General features: G+C 65.8%; 9 protein-coding genes. 4 read left to right on the forward strand and 5 right to left on the reverse strand.

The annotated features are described in order from the left end of the window. Positions 1-124: 124 nt before the first annotated feature. A complete protein-coding gene (locus tag JQ633_RS02365; RefSeq protein WP_211981917.1) occupies positions 125-295 on the reverse strand; it encodes a hypothetical protein in 171 nt (56 codons plus the stop codon). 241 nt (positions 296-536) lie between these two features. Here JQ633_RS02365 and JQ633_RS02370 point away from each other — a divergent pair, with 241 nt between their 5' ends. From JQ633_RS02370 to JQ633_RS02380, 3 genes are all read left to right on the forward strand, one after another. Then, on the forward strand, positions 537-914 hold the full coding sequence (locus JQ633_RS02370; protein ID WP_211981919.1) for a PRC-barrel domain-containing protein: 378 nt from the start codon (positions 537-539) through the stop codon (positions 912-914). A 266-nt stretch (positions 915-1,180) separates the two neighbouring features. Beyond that, a complete protein-coding gene (locus JQ633_RS02375) occupies positions 1,181-1,723 on the forward strand; it encodes a PRC-barrel domain-containing protein (protein WP_211981920.1) in 543 nt (180 codons plus the stop codon). Between the two features lie 236 nt (positions 1,724-1,959). After that, positions 1,960-5,031: an alpha-mannosidase gene (locus JQ633_RS02380; RefSeq protein WP_211981922.1), complete on the forward strand. Its 3,072-nt coding sequence runs from the start codon at positions 1,960-1,962 to the stop codon at positions 5,029-5,031. Between the two features lie 738 nt (positions 5,032-5,769). On the opposite strand, the gene JQ633_RS02385 is transcribed toward JQ633_RS02380, so the two are convergent. Beyond that, positions 5,770-6,978 carry an ABC transporter substrate-binding protein gene (locus tag JQ633_RS02385; protein WP_211981924.1) on the reverse strand — a complete coding sequence of 403 codons (1,209 nt, stop codon included), beginning with the start codon at positions 6,976-6,978 and terminating at the stop codon, positions 5,770-5,772. Between the two features lie 354 nt (positions 6,979-7,332). Between JQ633_RS02385 and JQ633_RS02390 the strand changes: the two genes are divergently transcribed. Beyond that, positions 7,333-9,762: a PQQ-dependent sugar dehydrogenase gene (locus JQ633_RS02390; RefSeq protein ID WP_211981926.1), complete on the forward strand. Its 2,430-nt coding sequence runs from the start codon at positions 7,333-7,335 to the stop codon at positions 9,760-9,762. Between the two features lie 18 nt (positions 9,763-9,780). Here JQ633_RS02390 and JQ633_RS02395 read toward each other — a convergent pair whose 3' ends face one another. The 3 genes from JQ633_RS02395 to JQ633_RS02405 form a co-directional block, all read right to left on the reverse strand. Then, entirely contained in the window at positions 9,781-11,349 is a 1,569-nt protein-coding gene (locus tag JQ633_RS02395) for a DUF4403 family protein (protein ID WP_211982754.1), read from the reverse strand. Between the two features lie 196 nt (positions 11,350-11,545). Continuing rightward, the gene (locus tag JQ633_RS02400) at positions 11,546-12,235 is read right to left on the reverse strand and encodes a L,D-transpeptidase (RefSeq protein WP_211981928.1); all 690 of its coding nucleotides are present in this window, start codon (positions 12,233-12,235) and stop codon (positions 11,546-11,548) included. A gap of 188 nt (positions 12,236-12,423) precedes the next feature. Further along, positions 12,424-13,206: a sulfite exporter TauE/SafE family protein gene (locus tag JQ633_RS02405; RefSeq protein ID WP_211981930.1), complete on the reverse strand. Its 783-nt coding sequence runs from the start codon at positions 13,204-13,206 to the stop codon at positions 12,424-12,426. Positions 13,207-13,467: the final 261 nt, after the last annotated feature.

A 13,467-nucleotide genomic window follows, 5' to 3' on the forward strand; every position in this document is an offset into this window, starting at 1 on the left:
GGCCGGATCATCCGAATCTCTCACATCCGGGACAGCGCGAGGACGAAGAATGAGATCAGGGTCGCGGTGCTCAGGGTCATGACGACGAGCGCCTGCTCGGTGCGAGCTTGCAATGTCTTCCGGCTCATCGCGTCGCTCCCTGGTTTTGATCCGCCAGCACCACCACGATCTCACCGCAGGCTTCGCAACGCTCTGTGAGAAAACGCGTTCCCGTCTGGTTGTCGGGAAATGATCGCAGGTTCGTCAGCTCCTGGCCGCACCTGCAGCGAATGATGGATCGCTCTGCCTTGAACATCGCATGATCTCCATCGGAATCACCCGACTTCAACCAGCCCAGCTCAAGTCCGTTCCGGGACCGCTGCGCGGAACTCGCCGATAATCGGCCGGAGAGACAGTTTTCCTATCCTTTCCCGTATTTGGAGGTTCCGGTGGCGGGCCGGCCACCTCGGTCCTGGCCCGGTCCTCAGACCAGGCCGGAACCCGTATTCGGGCAGCGCGTTGATTCAGCTTAGAGACTTGAAGGCTGGGAGGGTGAAATGGCTGTCGAGGTCCAGACCAGGCCGCATCAGCTCATTGCGAGCGATCGCGTCGAGGGCACTGCGGTGCGCCGGCCCAACGGCGACATGATCGGCCATATCGAGCGGCTGATGATCGACAAGATCTCCGGGCAGGTGTCGTACGCGGTGCTGAGCTTCGGCGGCTTCCTCGGTATCGGAACCAACCTCATTCCGCTGCCCTGGGGCCGGCTGCACTACAACCTCAAGTTCGAGGCCTATGAGCTCGATATCGAGGATGACGAGCTGAAGCGCGCGCCCTCGTTCCGCGCCGACAAGGATTTCGATTGGGGCGACCGGTCGCAGGAAGTCGAGCTGCATCGCTTCTACGGCGTGCCGCCCTATTGGGGCGGCTTCTGATCGCGCGGCAACGCGCCGTGCACACTTAGGCAGGCCGCGTCTCGCCGACGCGTCGCATGCGAATGCCTGCGCGCTCCATGAAAGACTGCGGGTTCGGCGCAAGCTCCAAGCCTTCAGCTTCTGATGTTCGGTTTCACCGGCGGCTGTGTTGCCTGGCGTACGTTCCCTCGCAATACGGCGGCTTTTGATCGCATCTTTCGTAGGAACACTTGCGAGGATGACGGGTTCTCCACGCATCGATTTTGCGAACTGAGGAGGAGCCACACATGTTAGTCAAATCATTCGTTGCCGGCGTTGCCGGCTCGGCGTTGCTTGCGACCGTTGCGTTTGCGCAGACGCCGACCGACACCAAGAGCGACAAGACCAACGCCTCGCCGCCGCCGGCGAGCACGACGACCACAACCACGACCAGCACGACGTCCGTCTCCTTCAAGGGTGACTGGCGTGCGTCGAAGGTCGTCGGTCTCAGCGTCTATAACGACAAGAACGAGAGCGTCGGCTCGATCAACGACCTGCTGATGGAGAAGAGCGGTGCGATCAAGGCGGTCGTGGTCGGCGTCGGCGGCTTCCTTGGTGTCGGCGAGCATCTGGTCGCGCTGCCGCTCGACAAGGTGAAGTTTGTCAACGAGCCGGTCGCCTCGACCACCACGTCGTCGAACACGAGCAGCACCAGCAAGACCACCACGACAGGCGCCGCGCCTGCGGCGGCAACGTCGAAGCCGAACCCCTGGTACCCGGATCACGCCGTGATCAGCGCCAGCAAGGACGAGCTGAAGGCGATGCCCGAGTTCAAGTATTCGACCGACTAACGCACGTCGCGTCAGTTGAAGCAAAGCGCGCCCGGTCCCGCCGGGCGCGTTTTTGCGTTCGAGGTGCATAAAACCTGGCTCAACGACGTAACGGTTGAGTTAGCTAACGGGCAGTTTCGAACCTCGCGCTCATGCGCGCCCGCCTGCGCGGCTCCCTGATTCGATCGGCTCAAGCGCCGCTATAATCAAGCCTCAACGAATCGGGCTTAGGCCTTCATCCTTCACACGGGTGAACCATGATCGACGACACGGATCGAGACGACGGCAATGCCGCGGTAGCGCGGATTCGCGGGCGCTACCCGCAATATACGCGGCGCAGGCTGCAGCGCTTTGCGGAGCGGCTGCAGCGCAGGATTCACAGCGATCGCGTGAAGGTCACCTCGCTCGAACTGGCCTGTCCGACGGACCGGATCAGCCTGGCGGAGGCGCTCGAGCTGGACTACCGGCCGGTCGAATTGGGCCAGCCGCTCGGGCCGCTATGGGCGACATATTGGGTTCGGATCGTGGCCGAGGTGCCTGCGGGCTGGGCCGGGTCGCGCGTCGATCTGTATTGGGACAGCCGCTCGGAGGCCTTGCTCTGGCTGGATGGGCGTTCGACGCAGGGGCTGAATCCCGGCCGGCATGTTGCGCCGCTCATTGCATCGGCGCGCGGTGGCGAGACCTTGAGCTTCCTCGTGGAGGTCGCCTGCAACGGCCTGTTCGGCGCGTTCGGCAGCGACACGCAGGCCTACGCGCTGGCGGCCTGCGAGCTGCGCCGCTTCGATCCGGAGGCCTGGTCGTTCTACTTCGATTACGACGTGCTGCGTCAGCTCGAGGCTGACCGCGATCCGTCGACCAAGAGCAGGGCGTATGGCGCCGTCGGCGAGACGGCGCAGCCGGCGCTGGACCGGACCTGGGCCGGGCGGCTGCTGCACGACCTCAATCGCGTCTGCAATATTGCCGATCCTGACGATCGTGCGACATGGCCGGCGGCGCGGTCCGTGCTCGATGAATTGCTCGCGGCGCGCAATGGCGGGGTCGCGCACGAGATGACGGCGATCGGCCATGCCCATCTCGACACGGCATGGCTGTGGCCGCTGGCGGAAACCCGGCGCAAGGCGCAGCGCAGCTTCTCCACCGCGGTCGCGTTGATGGAGCGCTATCCCGATTTCAAGTTCGCCTGCTCGCAGGCCTACCAGTATGTCGTCATCGAGCAGAACGACCCGGATCTGTTCGCGCGCATCCGCGCCAAGGCCGCGACCGGCCAGTGGCTTCCGATCGGGGGCAGCTGGGTCGAGCCGGACTGCAATCTGCCCTGGGGCGAGTCGATCTGCCGCCAGTTCCTCTACGGCCAGCGCTATTTCGAGCGCACCTTCGGCGCACGCTCCACGGTGTTCTGGAATCCCGACGTGTTCGGCTACGACGCGCAGCTGCCGCAGCTGATGCGCTCGGCGGGCATGGTGCGCTTCCTCACCCAGAAACTGTCGTGGAACAAGTTCACCTCGCCGCCGCATCACAGCTTCCACTGGCGCGGGCTCGATGGCAGCACCGTGCTGGCGCACTTCCCCCCGGCGGATACCTATAACGGCTCAACGCAGCTCGCCGAGCTGCGCTATCACGCCGCCAACTACAAGGATGCCGACCGCTCGCCGGACGCGCTTTATCTGTTCGGGTATGGCGACGGCGGCGGCGGCGCCGATGAAACCATGCTGGAGACGCTGCAGCGCACCAAGGATCTGCAGGGACTGCCGCGAATCCAGATCCGCACCGTTGACGAATTCTTCGACCGTCTGGCGATGTCCGCGGAGAACTTCGCGACCATCGAGGGCGAGCTCTATCTCGAATATCACCGCGGCACCTACACCACGCAGGCCGAGGTCAAGCGGCTCAACCGCGCCTGCGAGGCCGGCCTTCAGGCGCTGGAATTCGCCGCCACCGTCGCGGCTGCGTGGCAGCGGCCGTCGCCTGCGGCGCAGGAGATCGAAGCGCTGTGGCGCACGCTGCTGGTCAACCAGTTTCACGACATCATTCCGGGCAGCAGCATCGGCGAAGTCTATGAGCGAGCCGAGGCCGAACTCGCCGGCGTCGAGGCGGACGCCAGGCGCCGCACGCAGGCCGTGCTGGGCACGCTCTGCGAGAGCGGTGACGGCGGCTGGACACCGGTCAATACGCTAGGCAGCGCGCGCGCCGAGATCGCCTGCGATCCCGACGGCACGCTTCACCACGTCGTCGCCGCGCCGTTCGCGGCGGGCGAGACGGCCGCGATCGACGAGCGCGTTGGCGTGGCGTCCGATGCCGACGGCTTCGTGCTGTCGAATGCGCAGCTTGAGGCGCGCATCGACCGCACGGGTCACGTCCGCTCGCTGCTGCATTTGCCGACCGGCCGCGAGACCATGGCCGCGCCCGGCGGCCGCTTCCTGCTGCTGGAGGACCGGCCGCTCGACTTCGAGGCGTGGGATATCGATCCGTTCGCGCTGGAGACCACGCGCGAGGTGTCGGGAGAGGTCACCTGCGAGGTTCTGCTGGACGGCGGGCTGCGCGGCGAAATTCGCTTCGCGCGCAAGCTCGGACGCGCCAGCCATCTGTCCCAGGTGATCCGCCTCGACGCCGGCGCCGGTTACCTCGCCTTCGAAACCACGGTCGACTGGCAGGAACGCCGGACGGCGCTGAAGGTGATGTTTCCCGTCGCCTGCCGTTCGCCGAACGCGACCTTTGAGACCATGTTCGGCGCGACCGAGCGGCCGACCCACGCCAACACCGATGCCGATGCGGCCCAATACGAGGTGCCGGGTCACCGCTGGGCCGACATCGGCGAGCCGGATTTCGGCGTCTCGCTATTCAGCGACTGCCGGCACGGCTATTCGGTGTTCGGCAATCAGCTCGCGTTGACGCTGCTGCGCGGCCCGATCTCGCCCGATCCGCAGGCCGATCTCGGCCAGCACCGGATGGGCTATGCGCTCTATCCGCACGCGGGCGACTGGCGCGCGGCGGATACCGTCGGCAGGGCGCTGCGCTTTGCCCGGCCCGTGCTCTGGATCAAGGGACGTCCGGGCGAGCCGTTGCGGCAGTCGTTCCTGAAGGCGTCGCCGTCCAACGTGGTCATCGACACGATCAAGCCGGCCGAGGATGGCGAGGGCTGGGTGGTGCGGCTCTATGAAAGCATTGGCGTTCATGCTGCCGTGACGCTGGCGTTCGGCGTCGACATCTCGGCGGTCTGGACGAGCAACATCCTGGAGGACCGGATCGACGCGCTGCCCGTAGAGGGGCGGGTGTGCCGTCTGCAGCTACGACCGTTCCAGATCGCGACTATGCGCGTTTCAGGGGTCTGATCGGGTTCCCGGCAGGGTGGGCAAAGTCGGTCGTCCTGCCGGCAATCTAATGATTTATCAGCGATTTCCCCGCGACACGGATAGTTGAAGGGTTGTGATCAAATGTATCGTATCCGATTAAATCGGAATGCTTGAAATCTATCGCCAGCATCCCTTTATAGAGCGCGAGCGAATTAATCGCATGCGATGAAAGTCGCAAGGAGCGCTATCATGACGACCAGGATTTCACATACCGCAAAGGCGGCTTTCAAAACCGTCGCGCTGGCTGCGGCGCTGTCGGCCTTCGCGGCCACGGCGGCCTCGGCCTAGGCAGCGATTTCCGAGCCGGCTGCGTATCAGGCCCTCTACCCGTACCGCGACGTTCTGAACGGCGGCGCGCCGACTCGCGCAGCCGCTCTGGTGTTGCAGCCGCCGGCAGTGCTGCAGGCGATCCAGCAGCGCGAAGCCGGCATCGGCGTTACCGCCGATCTGCCGCGCCATAGCGCCCATCATCGCCGCTGAATGAAGAGGAACCCGGCCCTCGACAACACAACGCCGCCTGCTTGAAATAAGGCAGGCGGCGCCGGTTCTAGCCCCGGGAAGGGTGATGCAAAATCCCGGCGCCTATAGGTCAGCCGGTCCGAGCCGAGGTTCATGTGCGGGAATGGCAATCCCGAACTTGTGATGTCCGGGATTGCGGATTTGATTTCCCGCGCTTCGGCAAAATGCCGGGACGCGGAAAGCGAGTTTCACCTCGGCTCACTTCACCAGCGGGCAGCCGCCCTTGTCGAGCGGACGGAAGGCCTCGTCGCCGGGCACGGTGGCGATCAGCTTGTAGAGGTCCCACTCGCCCTTGGATTCCTCGGGCTTCTTGACCTCGAACAGATACATGTCGTGCACCATGCGGCCGTCGATCCGGATGTGGCCGTTCTTGGCGAAGAAGTCGTTGATCGGCGTCTTGCGCATCTGCTCCATCACCTTCGGCGCTTCGTCGCTGCCGATCGCCTCGATCGCCTTCAGGTAATGCATGGTCGCCGAGTAGAGGCCGGCCTGGATCATGGTCGGCATGTGGCCGACCTTCTCGTTGAAGCGCTTCGAGAAGGCGCGGGTCTCGTCGTTCATGTCCCAGTAGAAGGCGTCGGTGACGATCAGGCCCTGGGTTGCCTTGATGCCGAGCGAATGCGTGTCGGTGATCTCCTGCAGCAGCGCGATCATCTTCTGGCCGCCCTGCACCAGGCCGAACTCGGAGGCCTGCTTCAGCGCGTTGGTGGTGTCGCCGCCGGCATTCGCCAGCGCCACGACCTTGGCTTTCGACGCCTGTGCCTGCAGCAGGAAGGACGAGAAGTCCGACGAGTTCAGCGGGTGGCGCACGTCGCCGAGCACCTTGCCGCCGCTTTCCTTGACGACGTTGGCAGCGTCGCGCTCCAGCGCCATGCCGAAAGCGTAGTCGGCGGTGACGAAGAACCAGGTGTCCTCGCCGCGCTTGACCATCGCCTTGCCGGCGACGTTCGAGAGCGCATAGGTGTCGTAGGTCCAGTGCACCGTATTGGGCGAACAGGCGGTGCCGGTGATGTCCGAGGAGCCGCCGCCGGAGTTGATGTTGATCTTGTTCTTCTCGCGCGTCAGCGCCGAGATCGGCAGCGCGACCGAGGAGGTCGGGACGTCGAGGATCGCATCGACCTTCTCGTTGTCATACCAGTTACGCGCGATGTTGATGCCGACGTCGGGCTTGTTCTGGTGATCGGCCGAGACCACCTGGACCGGCACGCCCTTCACCTTGCCGCCGTAATCGGCGACCGCCATCTCGACCGCGGCGACCGAGCCCTTGCCGGTGGCGTCCGCGTAAAGGCTCGACATGTCCGTGAGTACGCCGATCTTGACGACATTGTCCGAGATCTGGGCGTTGGCCGCGGAGCCGGAGGCCGCGAGCGCGAGACCGGCCGCAGCTGCGGCCAACAGTGACTTCATGATTGTTCTCTCCCTGACTTTTCGTTGAGGGTTGCTTCCACCGGGCCCTTCTATCCGGTGCGGCAAGCTGTCGCAAAGCCGACTTTCTGGGCAGGCGCCGGAACTGCGTGTGATCGAATTGCCGCGCGGCGGAGTGTTCCGGTACCTCGCGGCCCGGGAGGCCCGTCACGCCGGGGAGGGCGGCAACCTCTGGTGGGGCCGTGCCGCAGCGTCCCGTGGCATTTGATCGCAATCGCATTGCTTGAACATCGCGTGCGCTTGCCGGATGCTTCGATGCGTCGAGCTCGCACCGCACGGCTCGCGAAACCAAGACATCAAATCTGGCTCTCCTGCGCAAAATTCCCTGGAGGTCGCATGGCGAATGCGAACGTCGTTCTGGGCAATGATGGCGGCAACGATCTCAGCGGCAGCGCTGGCCGCGACTTGCTCTACGGTTTCGATCCGAACGGGGCGCAGGGCAATGTCAGCTCGATCACCGCAACCCGCGTCGCAACGGGACTGACCGGCGCGCTCTTCGTCACCGCCGCTCCGGGAGACTCCGGACGCCTGTTCGTCGTCCAGCAGAGCGGAACGGTGCGGATCGTCGATCTCGTCACCGGACAGCTGCTGCCGGTGCCGTTCCTCAGCGCGAGTGTAGACAGCAATGGCGAGCGGGGCCTGCTGGGCCTCGCGTTCGACCCGGATTATGCGAACAACGGATTCGTCTATGCCTATATGACCGTGACGACCGGCGGCGTGCACAACGAGATCGTGCGCTATCACGTCAATCCGGCAAACCCCAATGTCGTGGCCAGCGCGACGACGGTCATGAGCCTGGGAAATCTGTCCGCCGCCACCAACCACAATGGCGGCTGGATCGGGTTCGGGCCGGACGGCTACCTCTACGCGGCGGTCGGCGAAAATGCGAACCCGAGCAACGCGCAAATTGCCAGCAATCTGTTCGGCAAGATCGTGCGCATCGACGTCCATGCCGATGCATTTCCGGCAGACCCCAACAAGAACTACGCCATCCCGCCCGACAACATGTTCGTCGGCACGATGGGCGCCGCCCCCGAAATTTTCGCACTCGGCCTGCGCAACCCGTTCCGCGACAGCTTCGATCGCGGCACCGGCGAGTTCTACATTGCCGATGTCGGCCAGAGCACCTGGGAGGAGATCAATCTCGGGCGGGGCGGCGCCAACTACGGCTGGCCGTCCTACGAAGGCCCTGCCGGCAGCGGCACGGTTTCGGCCGGCACGCTGACGGCGCCGATCTATTCCTACAGCCATGCGACCGGCATCGCCGTCATTGGCGGCTACGCCTATCGCGGCACCAGCGAGGGGCTGCAAGGGCAATATTTCTTTGCCGACCTCGGCAGCGGCCACGTCTACACCTTGCGCAACACGGGCGGCGCCTGGGTCGCGACCGACCGGACGGCACAGATCCACACCAATGTCGGCACCATCGTCACGCCGACCTCGTTCGGTGAGGACGCGAGGGGCAATCTCTACATCGTCAACCAGGGTGGCGACGTGTTCCGCCTGACGCCGGACGTGGTCTCGGCGGACCAGGGTGACCGGCTGCGCGGCCTCGGCGGCGACGACATGATGTTCGGCGGCTCCGGCAACGACATGCTCGACGGCGGCACCGGCAGGGATACGACGACCGGCGGGGCCGGCGCCGATCGCTTCGTGTTCGCGCCCGGTTACGGCGCCGACATCATCAACGACTTCGCGGCGGGCGCAGGCAGTGGTGATCGCATCGGCCTTGCCGGCTTCGACGTCCATTCGCTCTCCGCCGTGCTCTCGCATGCGACCCAGGCCGGCGCCGACACCGTGATCGACTTCGGCGGCGGCGACAAGCTCACGCTGCTCGGTGTTACCAGGGCGAATCTGGCCGCGGATGATTTCATCTTCGACTCGCTGGGCCGGAGCGATTTCGGCGGCAACGCCCGCGACGACATCCTCTGGTTCCGCGACAACGGCGCCGTCTCGGTGTGGGACGATGCGCAGATCGCAGCCGCGCATATCGTCGGCTCCGGCATCGCGGCCGGCTGGCACATCATGGGCAAGGCCGATTTCGACGGCGACGGCGCCAGCGACGCGCTATGGCAGAACGACAACGGCACGGTCTCCATCTGGGATAGCGCGCAGATCGGCGCTGCGCACGTCATCGCCAGCGCCGGCGCTGTCGCCGGCAGCTGGCATATTGCCGGCACCGGCGATTTCGACGGCAACCATCACGACGACATCCTGTGGCGCAACGACAATGGCGCGGTCTCGATCTGGGACGACGGGCAGATCGGCGGCGCGCATATCGTTGCCAGTGCCGGCGTCGTTCCCGGCGGCTGGCGCGTCGCCGGGGCCGGCGACTTCAACGGCGACGGCCGCGACGACATCCTGTGGCGCAACGACAACGGCGCGGTCTCGATCTGGGATAGCGGCCAGGCGAGCGGCGCGCACATCGTGGCGTCGGCAGGCCTGGTTCCGAACGACTGGCGGATTGCCGCGACCGATGACTTCGACGGCAACGGGCGCGACGACATCCTGTGGCGCAACGACAATGGCGCGGTGTCGATCTGGGATAACGGTCAGATCGGGGGCGCGCACATCGTTGCGGCGGTCGGCGTGATCTCAAACGACTGGCGCATCGCCGACACCGGCGACTACGACGGCAACGGTCGCAGCGACATCCTGTGGCGCAACGACAATGGTGCGGTGTTGGTCTGGGACAACGGCCAGGTCGGCGGCGCGCATGTGATCGCGGCCGCCGGGGTCGTCTCGAACGACTGGGATATCGTCTAGCGAGCTGGCTGGCGGCGATTACAGCGCCGGCAGCGCGGTCACGGCGGCCTTGATGGTGCCCTCGGTCTCCACGATCACCCGCAGTGTCTTGGAGTCGAAGTCGATGCCGGCGAGGCGGATGCTGTTGACCTCGGCGTCGACGCGGATGCCGTCCTCGTTCTTCTGCAGGTCGGCGATCGCGGCGGCGATCTTGCGCTGCGCGTTGTTGGCGAACGGCTTCAGATCGACGATCAGCCGGTCGGCGAGCGCCTGCTGAACGCGGGGAATCGCCGCGCGCGCCGCTGCGCCCAGAAGGCCGAATGCGGCCTCGGATTCCACCGCCAACTCGACATCGTTGAGCCGCAGCGTCTGCGCCTGCTGGTCGAGCCGCGGTCGGCCCCAGATATAGACGGTCGCCTCGGCACCGAGGCCGAACCAACTCGCCTTCTCCTTGGCGCGCACCAGCAGCGAGATCAACAGGCGGTCGCCGGAGGCGGCGACGCTGGCATGCTTGACGGTGACGTCGACCGGACCGGAGCCGTCCTCGGGAAAAGTCTTGTCCTTGACCTGCGCCTCGACCAGCTGGGTCAGCGTCGTGAAGGACATGTCGACCGGCAGGCCGATCGCGACCTGGCCCGGCATCGGCGGCACGATCGAGAGCTTGTCCGGGAACGGGCAGTCCGGCGTGGTCTGCTTCTCGGTGATCCTCGTCTCGGCCTCGATCCCCATCGTGATGATCATCGACGAGGCGTCGACCTTCGGCTGCGCCGCGATGGCGCGGGTCGGCTTCAGTTCGAGCCACATCGGCGGCATCGACGAGGTGCCGCCGGTGCCCTGCAGCGGAATCGAGCGGCAGGCCTTGGCCCATTGCGCGCGTGCGCTGTTCTGGAACGCCGGATCGTTGTGCAGCCGCGCCTCGATCGCGGCGATCTGGTCGGCCACGGTCTTGTCGATCACCGGCTTGACCTGCGCCGGCACGTTGAGGCGCACGCCGGCGGTGGACAGATTGGTGTCGCTGAGATTGACCTGCGCTTGCAGGTTCGGCTCGATCCGCCAGGAGGCGCCGAGCTTCGGCCGCGCGGTCAGCGTGACGTTGCCCTTGATCTCGGCATTGGCGTTGATGTTCTTGATGTTGACGGCGCCGATCTGCTTGGCGACGTTGCCGCCGAGCAGGCTGCCGAGCGCGTCATTCAAGGCGCCGTTCGCCTTCGCCGACAGCGAGCCGGTGACCTTGAGCGATCCGTCGATCGGGGTCGACAGCGTCAGCACATCCTGCGCGCCGGTCAGCGCGATCGGGCCGCGCGAGGCGGTCCAGTTGATATCGGCATTCTGCAGGATCTGCGTCGCCGGATTGGGCGCCTTGCCGGCAAAGGTCTTCGGCGCGCCGCGCTCGGCCACGTCACGGATCGCCGACAGCGCCACCGAGACCTGCGCCACCACCGTCGAGGAGCGCGGCGCCGCCGGCAGCGGCGGCCGCTCCACGATCTTCGGCGGCTGCACCGGAGCGCTCGGCGCCACCAAGTCCATCGCCTTCAAGGCGATCAGGAACGAGACCGCCACCACCGCGATCCCGAGCAGGATCGTCATCGGACGCATCGACAGACGCATCATGTCCCCGGATGAAATGAAGTTGACACAACTTGTACAGGCCTGCCGACGAGGGCGCCAGTGTGGCCGGATCAAGCTGCTTCGGGGGCGAAAGATTGCGTGACCGCACAAAGCGGCGAGGAGGTTAACGGCCGGCAAAACGAGTACGGCCCCGGCTGGCGGGCCGGGGCCGTACTCGCTTAAGGATGATTACGATTTAGCGGACGGCCGAGCCGAGGTCGGCGCGGCGATCGGTCATCGGCAGCACGATCACCTTGGTGCCGACGCCGACCCGCGAATAGAGGTCGCTGACGTCCTCATTGGTGAGGCGCAGGCAGCCGGAGGAGACGCGGGTGCCGATCGTCTCGGGCGCGTTGGTCCCGTGAATGCGGTACACGGTGCCGCCCAGATACATGGCGCGGGCGCCGAGCGGGTTACCGGGGCCGCCGGCCATGTGGCGCGGCAGGTAGGGCTGGCGGGCGATCATTTCCGGCGGCGGGGTCCAATCCGGCCACTCGGCCTTCTTGGTGATGGTCTGGGTGCCCGACCAGGTGAAGCCATCGCGGCCGACGCCGATGCCGTAGCGCATCGCCTGGCCGTTGCCGAGCACCAGGTAGAGATAGGTGTGCGGGGTGTCGATGATGATGGTGCCGGGCGCCTCGCGGGTCGGATAGGCGACGACCTGGCGGCGGAGGCGGGCGGGCAGAACGGTGGTGCGCTCTTCTTCCTGGACCTGCGGCATCTGCTGCACCGGGGGCGGAGCGGCCTCGGTCGGCGGCGTCAGGATAAACGGGAAGGGGACCAGCGGCGCGGCCGCGGCGGAAGCGGAAAAGGCAACGGTGCCAATCGCCAGCGCGCCAAAGGCAGCGGCAGCGAGACGCGAGTTCAGCTTGATGGACTGGAACATTGTCGACCCCTGTTGTTTGCGCCCTGCGCGCCGCTGTGGCGCGTCGTTGGAACAATGAAGTACAGGCCAGCCGTTTCAGGACGTTTGCACGAAATCGCCAAAATGGTTTCGTGGCGTTAGGGAATTGTTTCGTGCGTGTTTCGCGGGACAGTTAATCCGGGGTTGCCGGGGCGGCGCCGCAGGCCGGCTCAGAGGTGGATATACCCGCCCAGGCCGTCCCACAGCAGCTTGGCCGCGGTGACGACGAGGATGGCGTAGCAGGCGCGGTACAGCGCGCGCTGGTCGAGGCGCTCGTGCAGCCGCCAGCCGGCCCAGACGCCGGCCGGCACGGCCGGAACGCACAGCGCCATCAGCAGCCACAGGCTTCGCGAGGGGGTTGCGAGCACCAGCCACGGGCCGGCCTTCAGGAGGTTGCCGACCGTGAAGAACAGGCTGGTGGTGCCGGCATAGAGCGCCTTCGACATGCCGAGCGGCAACAGGTACATCGCCAGCGGCGGACCGCCGGAATGCGCCACCATCGTGGTGACGCCGGAGGAGAGGCCGGCGAGCCCGGCCTTGATGGCCGAACGCGGCCGCGGCTTGATCTCGCCGCCGCCGATCAGCCAGAGCCCGGCGAACAGCAGCGTCACCACGCCCATCACGATCTCGATGGCGTGGCGGTCGAGATCGCGCAGCACGAAATAGCCGAGGCCGATGCCGACCACCAGCGCGGGCAGCAGCATCGCGAGATCGGGGCGCGACCAGGTGTTCGGCCGCCAGTAGCGCAGCGCGGTGAGGTCCATCACGATGAACAGCGGCGCCAGCAGCGCGCCGGCGGCGATCGGATCCATCGCCAGCGACAGCAGCGGAATGCCGACGATGGCAAAGCCGCCGCCGAATGCGCCCTTCATGAAGGAGATCAGGAACACGCCGGCGAAGGCAACCGCGAGCATGAACGGTGCGGGCAGTTCTGCGATGGTGGAGGCGGACATGGCGTTGTGCGAAGCGTTGCGGTCACCATCCAACATGGTGGCGCGGATTCGTACTCACAACAAAAACATTGCTCTCGGTGCACATTGCTCTCGGTGCAATCGGCCGTGTGGTGCTGCCGTCGCAGGAGGCAATGCCAAATACCGAAGAACAACCCCATGCAAAGTAGCCGGCGGCTGCCCGCGGTCGATACGGCCGCTTGACACGTCGGGCAACTCAGCGATACTATTCCATTATTCCGAAATGGTGCGGGCACCCTTTGT

It is taken from the genome of Bradyrhizobium tropiciagri, from assembly GCF_018130505.1.
GTDB classification, from domain to species: domain Bacteria; phylum Pseudomonadota; class Alphaproteobacteria; order Rhizobiales; family Xanthobacteraceae; genus Bradyrhizobium; species Bradyrhizobium tropiciagri_B.

Coding starts and splice junctions, on each gene's coding strand:
- JQ633_RS02370 (WP_211981919.1), top strand. CDS start 537: ATGGCTGTCGAGGTCCAGACCAGGCCGCATCAGCTCATTGCGAGCGAT.
- JQ633_RS02375 (WP_211981920.1), top strand. CDS start 1,181: ATGTTAGTCAAATCATTCGTTGCCGGCGTTGCCGGCTCGGCGTTGCTT.
- JQ633_RS02390 (WP_211981926.1), top strand. CDS start 7,333: ATGGCGAATGCGAACGTCGTTCTGGGCAATGATGGCGGCAACGATCTC.
- JQ633_RS02400 (WP_211981928.1), bottom strand. CDS start 12,235: ATGTTCCAGTCCATCAAGCTGAACTCGCGTCTCGCTGCCGCTGCCTTT.
- JQ633_RS02405 (WP_211981930.1), bottom strand. CDS start 13,206: ATGTCCGCCTCCACCATCGCAGAACTGCCCGCACCGTTCATGCTCGCG.
- JQ633_RS02365 (WP_211981917.1), bottom strand. CDS start 295: ATGTTCAAGGCAGAGCGATCCATCATTCGCTGCAGGTGCGGCCAGGAG.
- JQ633_RS02380 (WP_211981922.1), top strand. CDS start 1,960: ATGATCGACGACACGGATCGAGACGACGGCAATGCCGCGGTAGCGCGG.
- JQ633_RS02385 (WP_211981924.1), bottom strand. CDS start 6,978: ATGAAGTCACTGTTGGCCGCAGCTGCGGCCGGTCTCGCGCTCGCGGCC.
- JQ633_RS02395 (WP_211982754.1), bottom strand. CDS start 11,349: ATGCGTCTGTCGATGCGTCCGATGACGATCCTGCTCGGGATCGCGGTG.